Origin of the sequence: Candidatus Palauibacter sp. (assembly GCF_965216145.1) — a bacterium.
Taxonomy (GTDB): Bacteria; Gemmatimonadota; Gemmatimonadetes; order Palauibacterales; family Palauibacteraceae; genus Palauibacter.
Map to the genome: position 1 here is coordinate 4,257,812 of NZ_OZ244149.1, position 25,267 is coordinate 4,283,078.

Consider the following 25,267-nt stretch of genomic DNA (forward strand, 5'->3'; position numbering starts at 1 on the left):
CGGCGTACCGATCAAGCCTCTTCCTTGATGAGCTAGATGCAATGAGTTGGCGAAGTCTTACCGCAGCCAGCCTCAGCAGCGGTACCGGCCGCTACCGTGTCACGTCCACGCAGCCTGAAGGCGGCCGTCGTCCTGGTACGTGGGGATCACTTGTCGCTCCCTGGCGGCGTCCCAGGAGGCTCGACCTTCCTGGTCCCGTCAGGTTGCCCGGCGGCGCTGGGGAGGTGAACCCTTCGGGGGAGTTCCGCGTACAGTTATCGTGCCCTTGCATAGTGCGTCGGGTGCGGTTGAGCGGCAGAAACTGCTGACGGATCGATGTCGATGCGTGAAGGGAACCGAATCGGAAGGACGATACGCGCGGTCGCGCGCGTTCTCGTCGCGGCGACCGTCCTCGTCTTCGCGGGCCTCGGCGTGGGCGCGGTCGTGACGACGCTCGGGGAGCGTCCGGCCGAGGTCGCGGAAAGCGAGCCCGCGCACAATCCGTTCACCCGGACGTCGCTGGCGGAGCCGGCGCTGGCGCCGCAGTCCGTGGCCGACATCTCGGACGCCCGGCGCACGCCCACGGTCGTCGCCGCGTACCGCGTGCTCCCATCGGTCGTGAGCCTCCGGACCGAGCGGACGGTGCAGGAGAGACCCAACCCCTTCCTCTTCCGCGGGGGCCGATCGCGGGTCGAGTCAGGGCTTGGATCGGGGTTCGCGATCGACAATGAGGGCACGATCGTGACCAACGCCCACGTAGTGAGTGGCGCCGACCGGATCGAGGTGGTGGACTTCAGCGGCCAGCGGTTCGAGGCGGAACTCATCGGCTCCGACGAACTCACCGACCTGGCCGTCTTGCACATCCCTCCGAACCGCGTGCCGGCGGCGCCGCTCGGCACATCCTCGGACCTCTTCATCGGAGAACCCGCGGTCGCGCTGGGGAACCCGTCCGGGTACGCCCTCCGCAACACGGAGGCGACGGTGACGTCGGGCGTGGTGAGCGGCCTTGGTCGGGACATCCAGTCCGGGAGCGGGCAGGAGGTCCTGTACGCCGACATGATCCAGACCGACGCGTCGATCAACCCGGGCAACTCCGGGGGGCCGCTGGCCAACGCGGACGGCGAGGTCATCGGGGTCAACAGTTCGATCCTGTCGCGCTCCGGCGGGTCCGAGGGACTGGGCTTCGCGATCCCCATCGACCGCGCCCTGCTGGTCGCCGCGGAACTCCTCGAGTTCGGGCGCGTGCGTCGGCCGTGGGTGGGAGTTCAGGTACTGACCGACCGGCAGGATCCGGGGTCGGTCTTCGGCCGACCACTGGTCGATGAGGTCCTGGAGGGTACGCCGGCCGCCGAGGCCGGGCTGCGGGCAGGCGACGAGATCCTGGCCCTCAACGGGCGCGTCATCAACCACGACCTCGACTGGCAGGTGGGTCTCGCGGACGCCGGCGTCGGCGCAACCGTCGACGTGTCCTTCCGGCGCGGCGGAGAGGAAATGCGGACCCGGCTCCGGCTGGACGAGGTGCCCTCGGGTCGGGCCGAACGGGTCGAGGTGCTCAGGGGCCTGCAGTTGATCACGGTCACGCCGCAGGTCAGCCAGGAGCGGGACCTCGCCGTCGAGTTCGGCGCGTTCGTGGTCTCGGTCGGCGACGACGCACGACGCGGCACCGGGCTCCGAGAGGGCGACGTGATCCTCAGCATCAACCGCAACGAGGTGCGGTCCGCGGAGGAGGCCGGCCAAGTCTTCGAGTATTTTTCACGGGCGACGGACGGCTCCATCCGGCTGTACATCGCCCGGGGGACGGAAACCGGCTACCTCCGAACCTTCCGCGTCCGCTGAGACGACGGGCGGTGGTCGGACCGGGCTTCTCGAAGGGGCGGCCGCCCGGACTTTCACGGGGCACGATCAAGGGCTAGACTGCGACCTTACGGCGACCGAGGTCGCCCCGGGAGGCCGCTGGATCGGACTACGCGCCTGATGGCGGAACGTCGCTACCCACATCCTCTCATCGACCGCTACGCTTCGGGCGAAATGGCGGCGATCTTTTCCCCTCGCATGCAGGCGCTCGTCTGGCGCGACCTGTGGATCGCCCTTGCCGAGGAGGAACGGGCGCTCGGCGTCGACATCCCCGATGGTGCCATCGTGGCGATGCACGCGGCGCGCGAGCAGATCGACCTCGACCGGATCGCCGTCATCGAGCGCGATCTCCGGCACGACGTCATGGCGCACGTGCATCACTTCGGCGAGGTGGCGCCCGAGGCCCGCAAGTACATCCACCTCGGCGCGACGAGCGCCTTCGTGGGCGACAACCACGGGCTGATCCAGCACCGGCAGGGCCTCGATATCGTGCGCGAGCGACTACTGGGCACGATCAGTGACCTGGCCGCGTTCGCCCGCGAGCAGGCTGGCGTCCCGACGCTCGGCTACACGCACCTGCAGCCGGCCCAGCCCACGACGATCGGGAAGCGCGCCTGCCTGTGGCTCCAGGACCTGTTCTTCGACCTCGAGCAGGTCGAGGCGGTGCGGGCCGAACTGCGCTTCCGAGGCGCGCGGGGAACGACGGGGACGGAGGCGACGTTTCTCGAACTGTTCGACGGCGACGGGGCCAGGGTGGACCGGCTGAACGAGCGGCTCGCGGCGCGCTTCGGGTTCGCGGGCACCTATGACGTCATCGGGCAGACGTACCCCCGGAAGGTCGACCACCGGGTGCTCGCCGTGCTCGCGGGAATCGGCGCCTCGACCTCGCGCTTCGGACACGACATCCGGATCCTGCAGGCGTTCGGTGAGATCGAGGAGCCGTTCGGCAAACGGCAGATCGGCTCGTCGGCGATGCCCTACAAGCGCAATCCCATGCGGAGCGAGCGCATCTGCGCGCTCGCGCGACACCTCTGCACGCTGGAACTCAACGCCTCGTGGACCGCCTCCGTGCAGTGGTTCGAGCGCACGCTCGACGACTCCGCCAACCGGCGCATCTCGCTCCCGGAGGGCTATCTGTCCGCGGACGCGCTCCTCATCCTCGCGCGCAACGTGAGCGCGGGGCTCGTCGTCCACCCGGCCGTCGTTGCGCGCCGGCTGGCCCGGGCCCTCCCGTTCATGGTCGCCGAGGAGATCCTCATCGCCGGGGTACGCGGGGGTGGCGACCGGCAGGACCTGCACGAACGGGTGCGGGGGCACGCGCTGGCCGCGCGCGAACGGATCGACGACGGGGCGGAGGACAACGACTTCTTCGCCCGCATCGCCGGCGACGGCGCCTTCGAACTCACGATGGAGGAACTCGACGAACTCGCCGACCCGCACCGGCTGGTGGGCCGTTCCCCGGATCAGGTCGAGCGCTTCCTGACCACCCGCATCGACCCGCTGTTCGAAGCCGCGGGGGCGCCGCGGCCCGCCGAGGAGGTCCGCGTATGAACCCCGATTCTTCTGAAAGGACGCCAATGACCCACACCACGCTCGGCGCGAACCCGCCGGCCGCGCTACATGACATCGACCTTCCGCTGCCCCTGCTCCGCAAGGGGAAGGTGCGTTCGATGTACGACCTCGGCGACCGGATCCTGATGGTCGCCAGTGACCGCATAAGCGCCTTCGACTGCGTGATCCCGAACCCGATTCCCCACAAGGGCGCCGTGCTGACGCAGCTCTCGGCGTTCTGGTTCGACCGCACGACGGACATCGTGAGCAACCACAGGGTGGCCAGCGCGCCCGCGGGCATCTCCGGGGCGGCGCCCGAACTCGCCGACTCGGCCGACGTCTGGGGCCATCGCGGGATGCTCGTCGAGAAGGCGCGGCCCTTCCCCGTCGAGTGCGTCGTGCGCGGCTTCATCTCCGGCTCCGCCTGGAAGGAGTACAGCCGCCACGGGACGCTGGCGGGCGAACCGCTCCCCGCGGGGCTGCGGGAGTCCGAGGAATACCCGAGCCCGATCTTCTCACCCTCGACGAAGGCCGAGCAGGGCCTGCACGACGAGAACATCACCTTCGCGCAGATGTGCGACATCGTGGGGACGGAACTCGCGACGGAACTGCGGGACATCAGCCTCGCACTCTACACGGCGGGCCGCGACACGCTGCGCGAACGCGGGATCATCCTCGCCGACACGAAGTACGAGTTCGGGCGCGCCGCGGACGGGCGGATCATCCTCATCGACGAGGTGATGACGCCGGATTCGTCCCGCTTCTGGCCCGCCGATTCGTACCGGATCGGGGGCGGGCAGCCCTCGCTCGACAAGCAGCCGGTGCGCGACCACCTGCAGGCGATGGTCGGGCGCGGGGAATGGGACAAGACGCCGCCCGCGCCCGCGCTGCCTGAAGAGGTCATCCGCACGACCTCGGAGCGCTACCTGGAGGCGTTCCGGCGCATCGCGGAGCACGAACTGTACGAGGGGCCCGCATGACCCGGGTCTGGTCCGTGGACGTCCGGGTCACGCCGCGCGAAGGGATCCTCGACCCGGCGGGGGAGACGATCCGCCGGGCGCTCGGCAACCTCGGCTACGACGGCGTGCGCTCGGTGCGGGCCGGACGGCTGATCCGGCTCGAAGTCGAGGCGGAAGGGGCGGAGGCGGCGCAGGCCGCCACCGAGAAGATGTGCGAACAGCTGATCGCGAACCCGATCATCGAAAACTACGTCGTGCGCGTACGGGAGGGGTGAAATGAAGGTGGGGATCGTGCGGTTCCCGGGCTCGAACTGCGACGCGGACGTGGACCGGGCCGTGACCGAGGGGCTGGGCGAGAGCGCCGTCTACCTGTGGCACAAGTCGAACGACCTCGACGGCGCGGATGTCGTCGTGCTGCCGGGGGGGTTCTCGTACGGCGACTACCTGCGGGCGGGGGCGATCGCCCGCTTCAGCCCGATCATGCGCGAGGTGATCGACTTCGCGCGCGGCGGGGGCCTCACTCTGGGGATCTGCAACGGGTTCCAGGTGCTGTGCGAGGCGCACCTCCTGCCCGGCGCGCTGGTCCGCAACCGAAGCCTTCGCTTCCGCTGCCACGATGTCGGACTCCGGGTGGACAACGCCGAGACGCCCTTCACCACGGCCTATTCCGAAGGTGATCTGCTGGACATCCCGATCGCCCACGGCGAGGGCCAGTTCGTGGCGGAGGCGGCGACGCTGGATGAACTGGAGGCGGAGGACCGCGTCGTGTTCCGGTACGTCGACCGCCGGGGGGAGGCGACCGACGCGGCGAACCCCAACGGCTCGGCGCGCAACATCGCCGGGATCACGAACCCCGAGGGCAACATCCTCGGGCTGATGCCGCACCCGGAGCGTCATTCGCTGGCGGTCCTCGGCAACACGGACGGACTCGGCGTCTTCCGGTCGCTGCTCGCGGCCGTCTCCGCCTTGAGCGGCTCCGGGAGAGGCCGGACGCGGCTCGAGGGGGAACGGGCGACGGTGGACCGCGCCGTCGCGGGGGTCTCGCGATGACCGACCTCGCGCTCGAGCACCGCCCTGCCGCCGGGAGCCGGGACCGCGTCGAGGCCCGGCCGGGTGATCCCGTCATGAGTCCCGCGCTCGTGGCCGAGCACGGCCTGAGTCCGGAGGAGTGGGAGCAGATCCTCGAACTCATGGGGAGGGAGCCCACCTTCACCGAACTCGGCGTGTTCAGCGCCATGTGGTCGGAGCACTGCGGGTACAAGAACTCGCGCCCGCTGCTGAAGACGCTGCCCACGGAGAGTCCGGCGGTGGTCCAGGGTCCGGGGGAAAACGCCGGCGTTATCGATGTGGGCGGCGGCTGGGGGGTCGCGTTCAAGATCGAGTCGCACAACCACCCCTCCGCGGTCGAGCCCTACCAGGGTGCCGCGACGGGCTCGGGCGGCATCCTGCGCGACGTGTTCACGATGGGAGCACGCCCGATCGCGATCTTCGACAGCCTCCACTTCGGGTCGCTCGACTCGCCCCGGTCCCGGTACCTGTTCGACGGCGTCGTACGGGGGGTCGGCGATTACGGGAACTGCGTCGGCGTTCCCACCGTGGGCGGCGAGGCGATCTTCGACCCGGCGTACGAGAAGAACCCGCTCATCAACGTGATGTGCATCGGCGTGCTGCCGCTCGAGCGCCTCATCCTGGGCGAGGCGGAGGGCGTCGGGAACCCGGTGATGGCGGTCGGTGCGCGCACGGGACGGGACGGGATCCACGGGGCGACCTTCGCGTCGGAGGAACTGAACGAAGAGGCGCTCGACAGTCGGCCGCAGGTGCAGGTGGGCGACCCGTTCACGGAGAAGCTCCTCCTCGAGGCGAGCCTCGAACTCATCGAGCGGGACCTCCTCGTCGGGATCCAGGACATGGGGGCGGCGGGGCTCACGTCGAGTGGGACGGAGATGGCGGCCCGTTCGGGCTCCGGGATCGACATCGACGTGGCGTACCTCCCGGTCCGGGAGGAGGGGATGACGCCGTACGAGATGCTCCTCTCGGAATCGCAGGAGCGGATGCTCCTCGTCGCGAAGCCGGAGCACGAGGCGGCGGTACGGGAGGTGCTAGAGCGCTGGGACCTGCAGGCGGCGACGATCGGGCGCGTGACGGACGACGGGATGTTCCGCGTGCGGGAGGCCGGGAAGGTGCGGGTCGAGATCCCGGTGAAGCCGCTGGTGGACGACTGCCCCACGTACGTCCGGGAAGGCGCCATGAGCGCGGCCACGGCCGAGGCGCGGGAAGTGAGCCTGGAGCCGTACGCGACTTTCGCGTCGGACGGAGACGTTGAGGGGGCGCTGCGGACGCTGCTGGATTCGCCGTCGATCGCGTCGCGACGCTGGATCCATGAGCAGTACGACACCACGGTGCAGACGAATACGCTCGAGGGCCCGGGCTCCGACGCGGCGGTGCTGCGGCTGCCGGCGGAGGGGCGGGCGCTCGCCGCATCCACGGACGGGAACGGACGGCACACCTGGCTCGATCCCCGCACGGGCGGGCGGGCGGCGGTGGCGGAGGCGGCCCGCAACGTGGCCTGCTCCGGGGCGCGGCCGCTCGCGGTGACCAACTGCCTCAACTTCGGGAGCCCGCTGCGGCCGGAGGTGTACTTCCAGCTTGCGGGCGCGGTCGAGGGGATGGGAGAGGCGTGCCGCTCGCTCGGGACGCCGGTCACGGGGGGGAACGTGTCGCTCTACAACGAGACGGGGGGCCAGCCGGTGTACCCCACGCCGGTCATCGGGATGCTCGGCGTGATCGAGGACCTCGAACGCCGGGTACCTTCGGCGTTTCAGCGCGAGGGGGACGAGATCTGGGTGGCGGGCGTGACACGCGACGAGATCGGGGGCTCCGAGTACCTCGCCGCCTGTCACGGCGTCGTGGCCGGGCTGCCGCCCGCGGTCGACCTCGGCGAAGCGGCGGCGCTGGTCGACTTCCTCGTCGAGGGGGCGGCGGACGGGGCGTTCGCGTCGGCGCACGATGGCTCCGACGGCGGGCTTGCGGTGGCGCTCGCGGAGTGCGCGGTCCGCGCGGCGGGCGGGCCGGTCGGCTGCACGGTCGATCTCGACCTGGCGCCCGCCGGTGCGGACCTGTCGGCGGCGGGACGCTGGTTCGGCGAGTCGCACTCGCGCGTCGTGCTCACGTGCCGGCCCGGCGGGGGCGAGCGGATCGCCGCGCACGGGCGGCGCCACGGCGTGCCCGTGGAGCGCGTGGGCACCGTGGACGGGCCCGACAGCCCGTGCCGGCTGACCGGCGCCGGCCACGCGATCGCTCCGCCGGTCCGGGAGCTGGCCCGCATCTACGAGCAAGCGATCCCACGTCGCATGAGCGAAGAGGCAGGCATCACCGCATGAGAAAGCTCCCGACGGAACCGACCGGAGGCGCGGCCCGCCCGGCGCAGGAGGTCGACAAGCCGCGCGAGGAGTGCGGCATCGTGGCCGTGAGCGGCTCCGGCGCGGCGGCCGAACTCGCCTTCCTGGCGCTTTACGCGCTCCAGCACCGCGGGCAGGAGTCCGCCGGGATCGTCACGGTGGATGACGAGGGCGCCTCGAGAGTCCACAAGGGGATGGGGCTCGTGGCGGACGTCTTCAACAACCGGACGCTCGCCGGGCTCGAGGGCTCGCTCTCGATCGGGCATGTGCGGTACTCGACGGCGGGCGACTCCAGCCTGCGGAACGCCCAGCCGCTCCTCGTGCAGTACGAGGACAAGCCGCTCGCCCTCGCCCACAACGGGAACCTCACGAACGCGAACCAGCTCCAGCGTTCGCTCGCGCACGACGGATCGATCTTCCAGACCGACGCCGACTCCGAGGTCATCGTCCACCTCATCGCCAGATCGCGGCGCCGCGATCTGGACGGGAAGATCGACGACGCGCTGTCTCAGGTGGTCGGTGCCTTCTCCCTCCTCCTCTGCATCGGCGACACGGTCTACGCGGCGCGGGACGCGCGCGGCTTCCGCCCACTGGTGATGGGGCGGCTCGGGGAAGCCGTCGTGTTCGCGTCGGAGACGTGCGCGCTCGACATCATCGGAGCCGCCTACGTGCGGGACGTGGCCCCCGGGGAAGTCCTCAAGGTCCGCGCCGGCCACGTCGAATCCATGCGGCCGCTGCCTCCCGAGACGCCGAGTGCCTGCCTGTTCGAGCTCGTCTACTTCGCGCGACCGGACTCGCGGGTGTGGGGGTGCAGCGTGGACGAGGCGCGACGGGCGTTCGGGCGCCAGCTGGCCCACGAGCATCCGGCCGAGGCCGACTGTGTGTTCGCCGTTCCCGACTCCTCGAACTCGGCCGCGCTCGGATACTCCGAGGTGAGCGGGCTGCCGTTCGAACTCGCACTCATCCGCAACCACTACGTGGGCCGGACGTTCATCCACCCGACGCAGACCGGGCGCGATTTCAAGGTGCGCGTGAAATACAACCCCGTACGCGAACTGGTCGACGGCAAGCGCATCGTCGTCGTAGACGACTCGCTGGTCCGGGGGACGACGAGCCTCGGCCTCGTGGCGCTCCTGCGAGATACCGGGGCGCGAGAGGTGCATTTCCGGGTCGCCTCGCCGCCGGTGCGCTCGCCCTGCCACTACGGGATCGACATGCCGACACGCGAGGAGCTGATCGCCTCCAGTCATTCGGTGGAGGGGATCCGGGAGCACCTGGGCGTCGACTCGCTGGGCTACCTCAGCATGGAGGGGATGCGCGAAGCGGTCGCGGACCACGGCCCGTTCTGCGACGCCTGCTGGACGGGCAACTACGCCGCGCCGCTCGTCGACCTCGAGCGCCTGAAGGCCCTGCAGGACACCTGATGGTCTGCCGCCGCGGCGCCGGCCTCCTCGCCTTCGCCGGGCTCTGGGGGCTCTCGGGGTGTGCGCCCGACGATTCGAGTACCACGGCCGCGACCGGCGACGCCGTCTGCGCCCGAATCTTCTCGACCAACGACACGCACGGCCGCCTCCTCCCCGCCGAGCAGAGCTGGTCGGAAGGCCGGCTTGTCGGCGGCTCGGCCGCCCTCGCCGCGTACGTCGCGAGGGAGCGCACCGCGGTGCCCGAGTGTCCGCTCTTCATCGTCTCCGGCGGCGACTTCATGCAGGGGACGCTGATCTCGAACCTCACCGACGGCCGCGCCACGATCGATGCCATGAACGCGATCGGTTACGACGCGGTCGCGATCGGGAATCACGAGTTCGACTGGGGCGTCGACGTGCTCGTCGAGCGTGTGACCGAGGCGGACTTCGGGATGCTCGGCGCGAACATCTTCCTCAGGAGCACGGACCGGCACCCCGACTGGGTCCGGCCCTGGACGATCGTCGAGAGGGACGGCGTGAGGATCGGCTTCGTGGGCATGGTCACGCCGTCCACCCCCACGATCACGCGGGCCGCGAACGTGGCGGACTTCGAATTCGGATCGATCGCCGAGGCCCTCGACCGCTACATCCCCGTCGTGCGGGAGGAGGGTGTCGATTTCGTCGTGGCCGTCATGCACGAAGGCGCCTTCTGCGAAGCGGACGACGAGGGAAACGACGCGTGTGAGGGCCAGGCTCTGGAGGCGCTGGCGGCGACCACGCGGCGCTTCGACTATGCGGTCACCGGACATACGCACTCACGCGTCGAGACCGACATCCGCGGCGTGCCGGTCATCCAGTCCTTCTCGAACACCACCGCCTACGGCCTCGGCCGCATCGACCGGGACGCGGACGGGACGGTGAGCGCGCGTCGCCTCGGCATCCACCGGGTGTGGGCGGACGAGATCGCGCCGGATCCGGGCCTCGTGGAGATCGTCGCCTCCTACAGCGCCGAACTTTCCGATCTCATGGACCGCGTCGTCGTGACACTCCCCGAGGCGCTCCCGGCCCCGCGGGACGGCGACTTCCCCCTCGGCCGGATCGTGGCCGACGCCCAACGGGCGGCGAGCGGCGCGGACATCGCCTTGATGAACAACGGCGGCATCCGGCGTCCGCTCCCCGCCGGACCCGTCACCTACTCCGACCTGTTCGAACTGCAGCCGTTCGGCAACATGCTCATCCGCCACACGATGTCCGGCGCGCAACTGCTGCAGACATTGGAGCATTCCGTCCGGCCGTCCGGAGGCACGGACCTCCATGTGAGCGGGATCACGGTCCGCTACGATCCGGCCGCCGCCGAGGGCGAGCGGATCCTGGAGGTGACGCTCGACGACGGCTCCCCGGTCCGGCCGGAGGGCCGATACGAGGTCACGGTCAACGACTTCCTCTCGACCGGGGGCGGGGGCTATACGACCTTCGCCGAGGCCGAGGCCACCGTGGCCGTCGGAATCGCCGACCTGGAAGCCCTCGTGGCGTACCTCGAGGCGCAACCGGAGCCTCTCGCCATCCCCCGAGCCCCCCGCTGGATCGAAGCCGAGGGAAGCCGCCGCTAACGTCCGTCTACTGCATGCAGGGGGCGCCGCCCGCCGGGCGCAGGGGACGCAGGGCGATCATGAACGCCTCGGCGTCGATCACGCGCGCGCGGCGACCGTTGATCTCGCGGACGCTGACCCCCCGCTCGTACACGATGGCGCTGTCGCGGTGCACCCCCATGATCGATCGATGAACGTTGCTCCGCTCGTCCAGCAGGAGCGAGTAGCAGCCGGTGGCCGGATCGATGACGGCGGCGGTGAACCCGAGACGCATATGACTCAGGAGCGTGAGCACGAGACGGCCCCGGCCGTCCTGCGACAGCGTTGCGTACGAACTGCTATGTCGCCCGCCATCGGGCCTGGACGCCCGCCAATCCCTCACGCCCTCGGTGATCTCGCGCGGGACGGGGACGGCGATCGACTCCCCCCCCGTCGTATGGCCGGCGATGGCGTCCTCCACAAAGAAGTACGCCACACTGTCGAGGCAGACGCCGTCCGTGCCGCGGAGAGACCTCGAACGACCGGCTTGCGCCAGGGGCAGCCGACCCGCGCCGAGGCGGGCGCCGCCGGGCCCCCGAAGCGCCCCGTCCAGGAGCGGCACCACGGGATTGTCACCCATGGCGCAGACACTTACGGCGAAATTCAGGTCGGGAGTCCAGGTCCAGGTAGAATCCCCGAACAGGCTCCAGTAGTGGATGCGGCGGCCATCGGACACGAGCAGGCCCCCGTCGGCCGCCGCCACGTCCTGGACCATGAACGGCACCTCGCCCGGGCCCTCGCCGCGTCCCCTGCCGTAGGTGCCTACCAAGGCACCGTCCGCAATCGAGAAGGCGACCACGAACGCCGGCTCACCGACCTCCGCAGCGTAGATCAGCCTTCGGGCGTGGTCCACCTCGAACACGTGCGTCAGGAAGGCGCGCGTCCAGTCGTTCACCACCTCCCTTCCCGCCTCGTGGTCCACGGCCAGCCGCTGCTGCCCCGCCAGCGGCGGCGAGGCAAGGCACAGCGCAACGGCAACAGGAATCCGAGCCCTCCGCCTCTTGTGGGTGTCCATGGCTCTAATACATGAAGGAATGGGAACCGCTCGCGGCAATCCCGTTCTTTCCGCACCTGCGGTAGTTACAAAGGACTGTCACGCTCCCGAGGGTGCCGAACTCGTACCATGTCTCCGTCAAGCCGCAGGCTTCGACGCAGAGGTCGCCGCCACCGGTGCTGCAATCGCTGTAGATGTAATCCGCGCACCCCTGCGGCAGGGTCGCCGGGGCGGTTGATGGAAGCACGTCCGCCTCCGCGGTACCGTTCGTTCCCCGGGTGCGTGATCGGGGCGGGTCCGCCGACCCGGCCAGGATGGCGGCGCAGCGGAACGACTCCTCCGTCGTAAGCAGAGACGGAGCCGAGGTGTGGACAGGCTTGACCGTTCGCGGGGACGCGTGCTCAACGAGCCCGGACGCCGCAGTCACCCGGATCCCGGGGTCCGGGGCCTGACCGGCCAGCGTATCGGGAACCAACGGATACGCCGCGATGAGGCACAGCGCCAACAGGCTGTTCGTGCTCGACTTTCTCATACCATCTCCCTCCTACGGTTGAAGATCGACCTGCTCGTGGGAGCATCCAGGGAGACTCCCTTCTGATCTCCAGATGCCACGAGTCGGCGGAACCCTTACACGGCCGTCTCGCCGATTCGTCGCGACGCGGCCACGGCCGTCAGCGGTCGGTCGTTCCGCGGGTCCTGCGCGCAGGGTGTCGGGGGCGTGGGGGCGTTACGAAAACTCCCGGCCTCCGTTACATTTTCGGGTGACGGGCCGTTTATCGTTGGAAGTGGAAGACCCGGCGCTTGCGCCTTTCTTTTTCCTACCTCAGGCAGGAGTAGGCCAATGAAATACACAACCCCATTGAGAACCGCGGCGATCGTCGCTTTCGCGGCGTTCGGCGGCCTGTTCGCGCCGGCGGCGGCGCGGGCGCAGGGCGTCACCAAGGCCGCGGTTAATGGACGGGTGACCGGACAGGATCTGGCGCCGCTCGTAAGCGCCGTGGTCACCGCGGTGCACGGACCCAGCGGGACATCCTACTCGACGCTCACCCGCGGCGACGGGCGCTTCAACATCCCGGGCATGCGGGTCGGCGGACCGTACTCGATCTCCGTCTCGCTCATCGGCCACCAGGACGAGTCGGCCGAGGCCCTCGTCCTCTCGCTGGGCGAGAACCGGCGGGTGGATTTCGTGCTCGCCGTGGAGGCCGTCGCCCTCGGCGAGATCACGGTGACGGCGGAGCGCGGCGCGATCCTCTCCGGCGGGCGCACCGGGCCGCAGCAGACCGTGACCACGCGCGAGATCGAGAGCCTCCCGACGATCGCCCGCAGCATTCAGGACTTCGCGCGTCTCACGCCGCAGGCGCTGGGCACGAACATCGGGAGCAGCGAGAACATCGGCGGGATCAGCATCGGCGGGAAGAACAACCGCTTCAACAACATCTCCGTCGACGGCGCGATCCTCAACGACGTGTTCGGCCTGCCGGCCAGCGGCACGCCGGGTGGCCAGGCGAACTCGCAGCCGATCTCGCTCGACGCCGTGCAGGAGTTCCAGGTCGCGATCGCGCCCTTCGACATCCGCCAGGGCGGCTTTACCGGCGGGTCGATCAACGTGGTCACGCGCGCGGGGACGAACGACTTCGACGCCTCGGGCTACTTCTTCGGCCGAAACGAGGGCTTTACCGGGAAGCTCGACACCCTCGGGCTGAGTGACTTCAGCGAGTTGCAGGCCGGGTTCCGTGCGGGCGGGCCGATCCAGCGCGACCGGATCCACTTCTTCGCCAGCGGCGAGATCAAGCAAGCGAGTCGTCCGCTCGCGCTTGGCCTCATCGGCAGCAGCGAAATCAACACCATCGACGTGAACGCGGCCTCGGTGTCGGAGATCATCGATATCGCCAACACCGTGTACAACTACAATCCCGGCGCGTTCGCGGAGACGCTCCAGCGGGACACCGACGACCTCAAGCTCTTCGGCCGGCTCGACTTCAACCTGTCGGACGACCACCACCTCACGTTCCGGCACAACCACGTGAACGCGAACTCGGCGCGGGGGATCAGCCGACACAGCGGCGAGGTGGGGTTGCCGAGCCAGGGCTACACCTTCGACGCGGTGTCGAATTCGACGGTGCTGCAGCTGGACAGTCGCCTCGGCAACAGCACGTCGAACATGTTCCGCGTCTCGTATCAGCGGCAGCGCGACGCGCGGACGCCGGACTTCGCCATCTTCCCGGAGGTGGATATCACGGAAGGCCCCCGTGGCGAAGGCGTGACGCTGGGACTGGAGCGATTCTCGCAGCAGAACGCGCTCGACCAGGACGTGTTCGAGATCACGGATGATGTCACGCTCTTCCGGGGCGACCACACCCTCACGTTCGGGACGCACAACGAGTTCTACTCCTTCTCCAACCTCTTCATCCAGGACGCCTTCGGTCAGTGGGAGTTCTCGGGCTTCGAGGACTTCCGGCAGGGTATGGCGAGCCGGTATCGGGCTTCGATCTCGCGGTTGTCCGAACGCTTCCCGAGAGCGGAATGGGGCGCGATGCAGTTCGGCTTCTACGCGCAGGACCAGATCGCCCTCGGCGACCGCTTCAACGTCACGCTGGGGCTGCGTGCCGACATCATGGCGCTGCCCGATGAGCCGATCGAGAACCCGAACTTCGCCGCCGCGTTCGGACGGCACACGAGCGATGTTCCGAGCGGCAACGTCATGTGGTCGCCGCGGCTCGGCTTCAACGCGGCGCTGGATGAGGACCGGACGACGCAGCTCCGCGGCGGCACCGGCATCTTCACGGGCCGCAATCCCTTCGTGTGGCTCTCGAACCAGTATTCGAACACGGGAATGGACTTCATCCGCATCGACTGCGCCACCTTCCGGGGCTGCACGCCGCCGCCGTTCACGGGCGACCCGAACAGTCTGCCGAGGGTTCCGGGTGCGGTGATCCCGACCACGGAAGTGAACCTGACGGACACGGACTTCCGATTCCCGCAGGCGTGGCGCACGACGGTGGGGATCGATCGAGAGTTGCGGGACCGCCTCGTGCTGACGGTCGAAGGCATCTATACGAAGAACGTCAACGACGTCTTGTTCCAGGATCTGAGCCTCGTCCGCGAGGGACGGGCGAGCGACGGCCGGGTGTTCTTCGCCAGAGAGAAGGTGGACCCCGAGTTCTCGCCCGGCGTCTTCCTGCTCGACAACACGAACCAGGGGCGGCAGGTGCAGTTCACGACCCAGCTCCAGAAGCGGTTCGGGGGCGACTTCCTGCCGAACATGTTCGGGAGCCTGTCCTACACGTGGACCGACGCCACGGACGTGAACAGCGGCCAGTCCAGCCGCGCGATCTCGAACTTCCAGTACAACGAGGTCGGCGTCGACCCGAACGATCCGGGCGAGGGGACGGCGGACTTCGAGATCAAGCACCGGATCGTGGCGTCGGTGTCGGGTCGGATCGGCTGGAGCGAGGACGTAGGGACGACCATCACCGCGTTCTACGAGGCGCGGGCGGGCCGGCCCTTCAGCTGGACGTACTTCGGCGACGCGAACAACGACAGCCGAAGGTTCAACGACCTCGTCTTCGTGCCCGGCGACGCCGATGACGCGATCTTCCAGACGGACTGCGGAGGGTGCCTGGGCTTCGCGGCGTGGGACGCCTTCGTGAGCAACGAACCCGGCCTGGACGCCTTCAGGGGCCAGATCGTGGACCGAAACTCCTCACGCGAACCGTGGGTCCGGAGCCTCGATCTGCGGATCGCCCAGGACCTGCCCCTGCCGGGCGCCGGCAGCCAGAACCTCCAGGTCACGCTCGACTTCATCAACGTCGGGAACTTCTTCAACGAGGAGTGGGGAAGGCAGAGGTACGCACCCTTCCAGGCCCCCACGATCCTGTCGTTCCGCGGCTACGACTCCGACACGGGACGTCCCATCGTCCGGTTCTATCAGGGCGACGAGAATGAGGACGGCGTGGCCGATGCCAGCGATGTGCTGAACATCGACAACATCCTGTCCCGGTGGGCGCTTCAGCTGGGCGTGCGGCTGTCGCTGTAGAGGTCAGGTCGAGCGGTCATCCGATCCTGATTGCGATATGCGAGGGGGCCTTCGGGCCCCCTCTTCGCGTCATTCCTCCGCCAGGAACCGCTCCGCCATCTCAACGAGGTCCGGGCTGCCGATGAACGTCGGCACGCACTGGTGCAGGCCGCTGGGCTCGAGGTCGAGGACGCGGCGCCGGCCATCGCTCGCCCGCCCGCCCGCCTGCTCGCAGAGGAGCGCCATGGGGGCCACCTCGTAGAGGAGCCGCAGCTTCCCTTCCGGCTTCTCCCTCGTCCCCGGGTACATGAAGATCCCGCCGCGCAGCAGGGTGCGGTGAAAGTCCGCCACCATCGAGCCGACGTAGCGCGCCGAGAAGGGAGCGCCGCCGGTGGGAGGGCGCCGGAAGCGCTCGACAAGTCGCTGCTGGCCCGGCGTCCATTGATCGTGGTAGGCCTCGTTGATGCTGTAGATGTTCTTCCCGGGCGAGGGGATCTTCATGTTCCGGTAGGAGAGGAGGAACTCGCCGATCCCGGGGTCGAGCGTGAAGCCGTGTACGCCGGCCCCGGTCGTGAACACGAGCATGGTGGACGACCCGTAGAGGACGTAACCGGCCGCCAGCTGCGCGGATCCGGGTTGCAGCAGATCGCTCTTCCGAACCCTCTTCCCGGTGCTCCGCTTGCGGTATACGGAGAAAATCGTCCCCACCGAGATGTTCACGTCGATGTTGGAACTTCCGTCGAGGGGGTCGAAGGCGATGATGTAGGGGCCGGGGTCCCGTGATTCGGGGATGTGGATGAACCCTTCTTCCTCCTCGGAGATCATGCCGCTCAGGCTGCCGCAGCGACCGAGCACGCTGACGAGCACCCGGTTCGCGTAGTCGTCGAGCTTCTGCACGGTCTCGCCGTGGACGTTCTCGGCGCCGCTCACGCCGAGGATGTCGATGAGACCGGCGCGATTCACCGCCGCGGAGATGACCTTCGCCGCGAGGCTGATCCCGAGCAGGATGTCCGTGAAGGCGCCGGTGGCCTTGGGGTGCTCGCGCTCCTGCTCGGCGATGAAGTGTTCGACGGTGGTGATGGATCTGCTCACGGCGGCTCCGCGGGAGACGTGCTCGGCAGCCCGTGGCTGCTCGGGATGGGGGCGCGCCAAGGTTACGGAAGGGCGCTTTTTCGCGTCAAGCCGGGACATCAGGGCGGGTCGACGATCCGCCAGCCGTCCGCGTCGCTCTCGACGCACAGGGGTCCGTCAACGTCCGTGCGCCAGACGCGCTCTACCCGGGCCGAGTCGAGCCGGGCCAGCGTGACGGCATGCGGGTGGCCGTAGCTGTTTTGCATGCCGGCCGAGATGACCGCGATCTCGGGGCTGATCGCCCGCAGCCATTCGAGGGAGGTCGAGGTACGGCTCCCGTGGTGGCCGAGCTTGAGGAGGTCAGCCTGCGGACGGTCCGGCGCGAGGCGGGCGAGGATCGCCCGCTCGACCGGTTCGCCGGCGTCACCGGTGTTCACGTAGCGGAAACCGTGCACGGTGAGCCGGAAGGAGAGCGATCCCTCGTTCGCGTCGGTCCCGGCCTCCTCCTCCGGCCACAGGATCTCGAGTTCGACGTCGTCGATGCGCAGGCGGTCGCCGGCGCGGGGCGCGTGCCACGAAGCGCCCTCCTCCTCGACCCGCTCGAGAAACGCAAGGTAGGCGGCGCTGGGCTCGGGGACGCCGGGGTCGAACACGCGCCGCACGCGCAGTTCGTCGAAGACGGCCGCCCCGCCGCCATAGTGGTCGAGGTGGGGATGGGAGATGGCGAAGAGTTCCACGGTGCGGGCGCCCACCGCGTGCAGGAAGGGCACGACCACGCGACCGCCCGCATCGCTCATGGCGGGGCGGCCGGATGCCGTGCCGGCCGCGGCGAACGCGCCGCCCGGGCCCGCATCGAAGACGAGCCAGCGGCCGGCGCCGGTCCGCACCACGGCGGCGTCACCCTGCCCCACGTCCAGCGTGCAGACGAGCGCCGTGCCCCGGTCGAGCAGGGACCGGACGGAGGGCCAGGCGCTCGCCAGCGCGAGCCCGGCGCCGACGGCCACGATGCCCAGGCCGCGTCGCACCCGCGTCCGGTCGAGCGCGAGGGCCGCGAGCCCGGCGGCGGCGAGCCAGGTGCGGGGGCCGAGACCGGGCCCGGACCAGCTGAGCGGCAGGTCGGCGAAGAACGACGCGATCGCCGCCAGGCAGGCGAGCGATGCGTCCGCGGCGCCGGCGAAGAGCACCCACAGGCCCCACGGCAGGATCAGCGTGAGCGCGAGCGCCGGCAGCGCCAGCCCCACCACGGCGCCCGCCACTACGCTGGCCGGGATCGAGGCGATCACGATGCGTTCGAAGTGGAACGCCGCGATCGGCGCCGTCGCGAGGAAGGCCCCGCAGCTCACGGCCAGCGGGCGGGCGAGTGCCTTCACGCGACGGCCCGAGAGCGGGCGGGGGAGCCTGACCCGTCCCCCGAACACGACGCCCGTGAAGCCGGCGAACGAGAGTTGAAAGCCCGGGTCCGTCACGATGAGCGGATCGGCGAGGATCGCGAGCGTCGCCGCCAGCGCCGCCAGGTCGCCGATCCGGGCCGGCCGCGCCCGGCGGAAGGCGAGCGCCCAGCCCCAGAACATGAGCGCGGCGCGGACCGCCGAGGGGGGCGCCCCGATGAGGACGACGTAGCCGCTCGTGAAGGCGGCCGCCCACAGCAGGCGCCGCGGTCCCCGCACGCGCAGGCCGATGAGCCACGAGAGCGACGCGCCGATGAGGCCGACGTGGAGCCCCGAGATCGCGAGCAGGTGGATGATGCCGGCCCCCACGAACGCATCGCGCGTGGCGGGATCGAGCGTGCTCCGGTCGGCGAGCAGCAGGGCCTTCCCGATCGCGCGGTGCCGGGGCGCGAGCCGGGCGTCGAGCCGCGCCAGCAGCGCCGCCCGCCACCCGATGATCCAGCGGCCGAGGCCGCGCGGGCCTCTTACCCCGTGCTCGGCGGGGAGCGCCTCGAGGCTCGCGCCGCTCAGCCAGCCGAGCGCCTCGGGCGGCCGGGGCAGCCGACCGGGGTCCGCCCTCCGCCACGTGCCCCGCGCGAGCACCGCCGAGCCGGCCTCGTGCGCCGCGCCGGGCCGCACGAAGGCGCGCAGCGCGCCCAGGCGGCAGATCGCCCCGCCCGAGACGATGCGGGCGTCGCGGATCGACACCCGGACCAGGCCGGCTCCCGGGCCCGCCTCTCGCGCCGGAACCGCGTCCGCGACCGTGCCGGCCGCCACGGCCGGCGCGTTCCCCTCCAGCTTCGCCACACAGGCGCCGAGCGCCGCCGTCCCCCGCGGCAGACCCGCCAGCACCCCGACGAGGACCGCGAGAGCGAGGGCCACGGCCAACGGGACGCCGCGCCCCCGGCGATCGCCCGCGGCGGAGCGCACCCCCGCCCGGCCCGCGAGCACACAGAGGAGGCCGATCCCAACCGCGACGGCGCCCGGAGGGACGGCGCCGTCCGCGCGCGCCAGCGCGAGCGCGGCCACGTCGCCGGCGGCCAGCGCCAGCGCCATGAGGAGCAGGGGCGAGGGAAAAAACCGCGTCGATCAGCCTCCGGGTCGCAGGGTCCGTCCCCACGCTCGGAGCGATCGTCAACGAGGATTCAAAGCGGCGGGCCGCGCTCCTCCGCCTGGAACCGCGGGGCCGCCGGGTCCTCCCCGAGACCCTGCATCGCGTCCGCCGGGGGCCGCACGATCGCGGCCCGGCTCGCCTCGCGTCTCCGGACGCGGCGTTCGGCGTGCCACGCGAGCGCAGCCGAGAGACCCATGCCCCCGAGGATGGACACGAACACGACCAGGGGCAGCGAGGCACGGATGCGTACAAAGGCCAGGTCGACGTTCACGAGTTCGTTCGCGTTCTCGGTCGTGAACCAGAAGGCCGCGAGGATGACGACCGCGAAGACGACGATGCGCGTCAGGTAACGAATCGGAAGCCCCCTTCATCCGCGTGGCATGGCACACCCATGAACGTGGCCCCCGTCGTCCCGGTCAGCCGCACCGTCGTGTAGACGCCGATTCGCCCGCGATCGCCGGGGAAGGCGACGACCTTGTTCTGCTCCGTCCGGCCCAGCACGTCCCCGGGGGAACGCGCCGGCCGTTCGACCAGCACCTCGCGCACCGTCCCGACCTCGGACTCGTTGATCTCTCGCTGGATCGCGCGGTGCACGCCGATGAGGCGCTCCAGCCGCTCGCCCCCCACCTCGTCCGGCACGAAGTCCGCCGCCGGGAAGCGCGTGGCGGGCGTCCCTTCGCGCAGGGAGTACCTGTACGTGTAGGCGTCATCGAACCTCACGCCTCGCATGAGTTCCAGCGTGGCCTCGAAGTCCGCCTCCGTCTCGCCGGGAAAGCCCACGATCACGTCCGTGGAGAGGGCGATCCCCGGCACCTCCCGGCGCGTCGCCTCCACTTTCTCCAGGAACACCTCCGACGTGTACCGCCGCACCATCCGCTTCAGCACCCGGTTGGACCCCGACTGCACGGGCAGGTGGAGTTGACGGCACACGGCCGGCTCCTCCGCCATCACGCCGAGCAGTTCCGGCGTGACGTCGTTGGGGTGGGGCGAGGTGAAGCGGACGCGACGGATCCCGTCCACGCGGCTCACAGCCCGCAGCAGCGTCGCGAAGTCCCCGTCGTCGAACCGGTACGAGTTGACTGTCTGCCCGAGGAGGACGACCTCGCTGAAGCCGTCCGCGACCGCCCGTCGCGTCTCGGCCAGGATCGCCTCGGGCGCCCGGTTCTTCTCGCTCCCCCTCACGTAGGGCACGATGCAGAAGGTGCAGCGGTGATCGCAGCCGCGCTGGACCGTGATCCACGCGCTTACCCCCTGCTGCCGCACACTGGCGACGCCCTCGTAATTCTCTTCCGCGTCGAGTTCGAGGAGCGTCTGGCCCCGCTCGATCGCGTTCGCCTGGATCGAGCCGATCAGCTCCGGCAGGCCGCGATAGGCGTCCGGGCCGGCCACCAGATCCACACCGACCGCCTCCTCCATGAGGCGGGGGCCGAGCCGCTGCGCCATGCACCCCGTCACGCCGAGGACGAGTTCCGGACGCCGCTTGCGGTGGCGCTGCAGTTCGCCGATGCGGCCGCGCACGCGTCGCTCGGCGTGCTCCCGGATCGCGCATGTGTTGACCAGGATGACGTCCGCGCGCTCGGGACCGTCCACGCGCACGAACCCTTCCTCCGCCAGCAGCCCCTCCATCAACTCGGTGTCGTTGATGTTCATCTGACAGCCGTACGTCTCTATGTAGACGCGGCTGCCGAACGGGCGCGGACCGCGAACGCCCGCCGGGGCGGCGCGCCGCCCGCCGGAAGTCTTCAGGCTGACGAGACTCGTGCTCACCGTCGTGCTCATGTCGTGGACGCTAGCGTTGCCGCAGCGAGAAGGACAGCGTCACCCGCCGGAAGCTCTCGGCGATTCCCAGGGTCGCCACGTCGCCCCGAGAACCGGCTTCAAAGGCGAGGTCGAACACGGCGAGCCCCTCCTGGAATTCCCACCCGAAGCCGCCGGTGAACGCCTGTTCGTCCAGAGGTTCCGGGCCCGGACTGAAGGGGAGGCCCGTTCGGCGGGCCCCGATTCGGACCGGCAGCCGCCCGCCCAGGAGCGACATCCCTCCGTACTCGATCCCGCCGCCCAGCCATGCGACATCGTGCGAGGTGAACTCCGAGCCGGCCCCCCCGGCGAGCGGCTCGACCGTCGACCACGACGTCCGTCCGGCACCGGCCGTGATCAGGAGTTGGCTCGTCACGCGCACGCTTCCCCCGAGTTCGAGCGACGAGGGCAGGTCGAACTCCGCGTCCGGGCTATCGGAGCCCTCGACGGTCGCGTACAGCGTCCCTCCCCGCCCGAACCCCGCTCCGACGACCACCCGGTCGGACACCCGGACCGACCCGCCCGCCTTGAAGCGCCACGCACGCCAGGACAGCTCCTGGGCCCCCGCGATGTCCAGGAGTGCGGGGGCGCCGCCGGTCGGATCATCGAACCCGCGGAAGAACGACTGCCGCAGCGCCCCCGTCAGCCGCTGCACCGCGATCCCGACGCCGAACGGCCCCACCCGGCGCGCGAGGGAAAGGTCGACACTGCTGATCCCGCCGTTGTGCTCCCGCGTCTCCTCGTACGGGACCGCGCCGTCGTGCAGTCGCAACGTATCCTGGAAGATGTTCGACCAGTCCTGGTCGAACTCACCGCCGAAGGCGATGCCGACCGCCCAACCGTTGAAGGGCACCAGCGCGCGGATCGTGGTGAAGCGCTCCCGCCCCGTGTCGAGGGATGTCCCGTCACCCTCTATCGTGACGCCCTCGCCCGAGAACGACAGTGAGAAGCCCGGCTCCTCGTGGAGCAGGAGGTCGGCCGGGTTCCCGACCGTGAACGATCCGCCGAGCAGCCCCGTGCCGGACCCGCCGAGGGCCGCCGCCCGGCCGTCCACCGGGGCGACCGGATAGCCGAGGCCGATCGACGTGAGCGGCGCCTGGGCCGCGAGCGGCGGCGCCACGAGCGCGGCCAGCACGAGGCCGGTCCCGAACCGGCGTGCGCCGCGCATCACGGCACACCGAACTTCGGGGCCGAACTGAACACGAGCCGGAGCCGGGGCTGGAACTCCGGGGGCGATTCGACGGAGCCGAACTCCCAGTAGCCCAGCATCTGGGCGTCCGGGTCCCCGCGAAAACCGATCCGGATGCGGCGTTCCGAGCCGGCCACCGCTCGCGCCACGAGGAAGGTGAGATTCATCCGGACCGGTTCCCCGCTACCCAGGAGGTCGGGGTGGAGCCGCGTCCCCTGCAGATCTGAGCTGCCGATCGGCGTCTTCGCGCCCCGCTCGAAGGGGTCGCCGAGCAGGCTGACCCTCCGTGCCTCGATCGCCCGTTCCGCGGCATGGACCTCGGGAGCGGCGAGTGGATACAGGATGACCTCGGCCTGGCTGATCGTGACCCCTTCGAGCGATGTCCCGCCGAGGCTCTCGGGGAGGGCGAACTCGAAGTAGATCCGCGACGCGGGGAGCCCCCCGATGCGCAGTTCGGAGCCCGTCGGCGGTAGCGGCGGATCGAGGACGAACGTGCGCTCGTCCCACTGCTGCGCCTGGGGAACGGGGAACTGCCGTCCGACGAGCGTCGGATCATACCTCAGGACGATCCGACTGACCTGGAGGCTCGTCTCCGGACCCTCCACCACGAGGGCGAATCCGTTTCCTCCGTCCTCGTCCTGCCATGCCCTCATCAGCGAGTCCTCCGCCACGGCGACCGGCATGAGGAGGGTGTCGGAGGCCGCCTCCAGAACGCCCGACGCGATCTCGACGCCCAGATCGCCGCCCGGCTCCTCCCACGGCACGCCCGTCGCGGCCCGCTGCCAGGTCGCGGAGTCCGGATCGAAACGCTGCTCCAGAGCGAGCAGCCGCAGCGTCAGCGGAAAGCCGCCGAACTCGGAGCGCACGGTGTCGATCCGCACGAGCAGTTCCACTTCCTCGAAGGTGGCGACCGGCAGCGTGTCGCCCAGCGTACGGATGGTGTCCGGAACGTTGAAGCGGGCGAACGCGCGACTCGCCACCAGCGGCCCGTTCGACACGGAGACGAACGGCGCGTTCGAGGGGAGCGCGAAGCCGGTCACGGTCGTGTCCCGCCATGTCCCGAGCTCCGCCACGGAAACCGTCACATCCCTCGTCTGCGCGCCCGCCCCCGGGACCTCGCCGGGACCGAGCGAGAGCGGGTCCTCCGTACACGCGGCGAGCACGGCGAGCGTCCCGAGCGCCACGATCCAGAGCCGGAGCGCCGCGGGGAATCGATCGGGCGAAGGGTTCACGAAGCGGCCTCCGGCGCGAGACCGAGCTGCTGCGGGCCGAAGTGGGCCGGCAGGAGGTCCCGCAGCCGCCAGGTCGTCGCCACTCCGTTCCCGCCGACGCTCATGACCTCGAGTTCCAGACCGAACTCGGCGAGCGCCTGGCGGCACATACCGCACGGCGACGCGGGGACCGCTCCACCGGACGCCACCACGATGCGGGCGAAGGACCGTGCTCCCGAGACGACCGCGTGGCCCAGCGCGACCCGTTCCGCGCACGTCCCGACCGGATAGGAGGCGCTCTCGACATTGCACCCCACGAACACTCGCCCGTCCGCGGCCTCGAGGGCGGCCCCCACCGCGAAACGCGAGTACGGGGCGTGCGCTCGCTCGCGGGCAGACCTCGCTTCGGCGGCAAGATCTTCCCACGAGAGCGTGACTCCATCCTGCGCGCGCGTCTTCGTCATCGGCTCCCTTCAGCGGCGTGGTCCGGCCCGCCCGCGTAGCAGCGGGGCAGGCGGCGACCGATCGCCGTCAGCACTTCATACTCGATCGTACCGGCGGCGGCGGCGACCTCCGCAAGGGTGATCTCCTCCGCCCCGTCCCGGCCCAGCAGCGTGACCACGTCGGACGGTTCGACACCCGACACCGCAGAAACGTCTACCGAGGTCACATCCATGCACACCCCGCCCCGGATCGGCACCCGGATCCCGCGGACGAGCGCTCGCCCGCGGTTCGAGAGACGCCACGCCAAGCCGTCGGCGTAACCGATCCCGAGCGTGGCGAGGCGTTCGGCGCCGCTCGTGGTGTACATCGCTCCGTAGCTGACGGTCGATCCCGGCGCCAGGTCACGGACCTCCAGCACCCGGGCGCGTACCCGCGCGACGCCTTCCGGATCCGCCGGCGCCTCGGCGATCCCCGTCCCCCGCCTCCCGCCGTACAGGTAGATCCCCACTCTGACGAGATCCAGATGATACTGCCGATCCCCCATCGCCGCATCGCTGTTGGCCGCGTGCAGGAGAGGGACGTCGACGCCCGCCGCCTCGAGGCGCGTGACCGCGGCCCGGAGGCGCGCCAGTTGCCCGCGCGTGACCGCTGCGTCCGTCCCCGCGGAATGGAAGTGCGTGTAGACGCTGTCGAGCGAGACCCCGCCCCCGGAGAGGACGGACGCGACCTCGGGCGCCCAGTCGGCGGCCGCGGCCGCGGGAAGCCCCGCTCGCCCCATTCCGGTGTCGACTTCCAGATGCACGGCGATCCGTCCCGCCTCGGCCCGTGCCCGGGCCGCGAGTTTCCGGAGCGAGTCGAGGCTGAGCGCCGCGCCGTCGAGTCCCGCCTCGAGGAGTTCGGAAGCCTCGGCGGCGGCCGAGGGCGCGAACACGACGATCCGCCGCTCGATCCCGCCGCGCCGCAGTTCGGCTCCCTCTCGCGGGGTGGCGACCCCGAAGGCGTACGGTTCCAGCCCGTCCAGCGTGCGAGCGACCGCGATCGCACCCAGGCCGTAGGCGTCGGCCTTGACCATGGGCACGAGGCGGGCGGGCGCCACGTGATCGGCCACTCGCTCCGCGTTGCGCGTCAGCCCGGCCAGATCGACCTCGAGCCAGGCTCGGCAGGCGGGGTCTGCGGGACTGCGGGTCAAGGGGCGCCTGCGAGATCGGGGAATCGCTCGTCGAACTGGAGTTG

19 protein-coding genes are annotated in these 25,267 nt (G+C 70.4%); 9 read left to right on the forward strand and 10 right to left on the reverse strand.

The genetic code is table 11. The features are described from left to right. The first annotated feature begins 321 nt into the window (after positions 1-321). The 8 genes from ACOOHF_RS18375 (at position 322) to ACOOHF_RS18410 (ending at position 10,754) form a co-directional block, all read left to right on the forward strand. The gene (locus tag ACOOHF_RS18375; protein WP_420462836.1) at positions 322-1,815 is read left to right on the forward strand and encodes a trypsin-like peptidase domain-containing protein; all 1,494 of its coding nucleotides are present in this window, start codon (positions 322-324) and stop codon (positions 1,813-1,815) included. Between the two features lie 138 nt (positions 1,816-1,953). After that, positions 1,954-3,384, forward strand: a complete 1,431-nt coding sequence (purB, locus tag ACOOHF_RS18380; RefSeq protein ID WP_420462837.1) for an adenylosuccinate lyase — start codon at positions 1,954-1,956, stop codon at positions 3,382-3,384. Between the two features lie 26 nt (positions 3,385-3,410). Continuing rightward, positions 3,411-4,364, forward strand: coding sequence for a phosphoribosylaminoimidazolesuccinocarboxamide synthase (locus ACOOHF_RS18385; RefSeq protein WP_420462838.1), 954 nt, complete (start codon positions 3,411-3,413; stop codon positions 4,362-4,364). After that, positions 4,361-4,618 (forward strand): phosphoribosylformylglycinamidine synthase subunit PurS, encoded by a 258-nt coding sequence (purS, locus tag ACOOHF_RS18390; protein WP_419936733.1) that lies wholly within the window; start codon positions 4,361-4,363, stop codon positions 4,616-4,618. Before ACOOHF_RS18385 ends, purS begins: the two co-directional genes overlap by 4 nt. Position 4,619: 1 nt before the next feature. Further along, positions 4,620-5,393, forward strand: a complete 774-nt coding sequence (purQ, locus tag ACOOHF_RS18395) for a phosphoribosylformylglycinamidine synthase subunit PurQ (RefSeq protein ID WP_419936732.1) — start codon at positions 4,620-4,622, stop codon at positions 5,391-5,393. Then, on the forward strand, positions 5,390-7,723 hold the full coding sequence (gene purL / locus ACOOHF_RS18400) for a phosphoribosylformylglycinamidine synthase subunit PurL (protein WP_419936731.1): 2,334 nt from the start codon (positions 5,390-5,392) through the stop codon (positions 7,721-7,723). Before purQ ends, purL begins: the two co-directional genes overlap by 4 nt. Continuing rightward, positions 7,720-9,165 carry an amidophosphoribosyltransferase gene (purF, locus tag ACOOHF_RS18405; RefSeq protein WP_420462839.1) on the forward strand — a complete coding sequence of 482 codons (1,446 nt, stop codon included), beginning with the start codon at positions 7,720-7,722 and terminating at the stop codon, positions 9,163-9,165. The genes purL and purF overlap by 4 nt, the downstream gene beginning before the upstream one ends. Beyond that, positions 9,165-10,754 carry a bifunctional metallophosphatase/5'-nucleotidase gene (locus ACOOHF_RS18410; protein WP_420462840.1) on the forward strand — a complete coding sequence of 530 codons (1,590 nt, stop codon included), beginning with the start codon at positions 9,165-9,167 and terminating at the stop codon, positions 10,752-10,754. The genes purF and ACOOHF_RS18410 overlap by 1 nt, the downstream gene beginning before the upstream one ends. A gap of 7 nt (positions 10,755-10,761) precedes the next feature. On the opposite strand, the gene ACOOHF_RS18415 is transcribed toward ACOOHF_RS18410, so the two are convergent. After that, entirely contained in the window at positions 10,762-11,787 is a 1,026-nt protein-coding gene (locus ACOOHF_RS18415) for a hypothetical protein (protein ID WP_419936728.1), read from the reverse strand. 4 nt (positions 11,788-11,791) lie between these two features. Further along, on the reverse strand, positions 11,792-12,298 hold the full coding sequence (locus tag ACOOHF_RS18420; protein WP_419936727.1) for a hypothetical protein: 507 nt from the start codon (positions 12,296-12,298) through the stop codon (positions 11,792-11,794). Positions 12,299-12,607: 309 nt separating this feature from the next. Between ACOOHF_RS18420 and ACOOHF_RS18425 the strand changes: the two genes are divergently transcribed. Continuing rightward, entirely contained in the window at positions 12,608-15,802 is a 3,195-nt protein-coding gene (locus ACOOHF_RS18425; protein ID WP_419936726.1) for a TonB-dependent receptor, read from the forward strand. 69 nt (positions 15,803-15,871) lie between these two features. On the opposite strand, the gene fbp is transcribed toward ACOOHF_RS18425, so the two are convergent. The 8 genes from fbp to alr form a co-directional block, all read right to left on the reverse strand. Next, positions 15,872-16,873 carry a class 1 fructose-bisphosphatase gene (gene fbp, locus ACOOHF_RS18430; protein WP_420462841.1) on the reverse strand — a complete coding sequence of 334 codons (1,002 nt, stop codon included), beginning with the start codon at positions 16,871-16,873 and terminating at the stop codon, positions 15,872-15,874. Between the two features lie 98 nt (positions 16,874-16,971). Continuing rightward, positions 16,972-19,335, reverse strand: a complete 2,364-nt coding sequence (locus ACOOHF_RS18435) for a DNA internalization-related competence protein ComEC/Rec2 (RefSeq protein ID WP_420462842.1) — start codon at positions 19,333-19,335, stop codon at positions 16,972-16,974. 89 nt (positions 19,336-19,424) lie between these two features. Further along, the gene (locus ACOOHF_RS18440) at positions 19,425-19,664 is read right to left on the reverse strand and encodes a hypothetical protein (protein WP_420462843.1); all 240 of its coding nucleotides are present in this window, start codon (positions 19,662-19,664) and stop codon (positions 19,425-19,427) included. A gap of 71 nt (positions 19,665-19,735) precedes the next feature. Continuing rightward, positions 19,736-21,160, reverse strand: coding sequence for a tRNA (N6-isopentenyl adenosine(37)-C2)-methylthiotransferase MiaB (gene miaB / locus ACOOHF_RS18445; protein ID WP_420462844.1), 1,425 nt, complete (start codon positions 21,158-21,160; stop codon positions 19,736-19,738). Positions 21,161-21,182: 22 nt separating this feature from the next. After that, positions 21,183-22,358, reverse strand: coding sequence for a hypothetical protein (locus ACOOHF_RS18450; RefSeq protein ID WP_420462845.1), 1,176 nt, complete (start codon positions 22,356-22,358; stop codon positions 21,183-21,185). Beyond that, positions 22,358-23,611, reverse strand: a complete 1,254-nt coding sequence (locus ACOOHF_RS18455; RefSeq protein ID WP_419936720.1) for a hypothetical protein — start codon at positions 23,609-23,611, stop codon at positions 22,358-22,360. Before ACOOHF_RS18455 ends, ACOOHF_RS18450 begins: the two co-directional genes overlap by 1 nt. Next, on the reverse strand, positions 23,608-24,054 hold the full coding sequence (gene cdd, locus ACOOHF_RS18460; RefSeq protein ID WP_419936719.1) for a cytidine deaminase: 447 nt from the start codon (positions 24,052-24,054) through the stop codon (positions 23,608-23,610). The genes ACOOHF_RS18455 and cdd overlap by 4 nt, the downstream gene beginning before the upstream one ends. Further along, positions 24,051-25,223, reverse strand: coding sequence for an alanine racemase (gene alr, locus ACOOHF_RS18465; protein WP_420462846.1), 1,173 nt, complete (start codon positions 25,221-25,223; stop codon positions 24,051-24,053). Before alr ends, cdd begins: the two co-directional genes overlap by 4 nt. Positions 25,224-25,267: the final 44 nt, after the last annotated feature.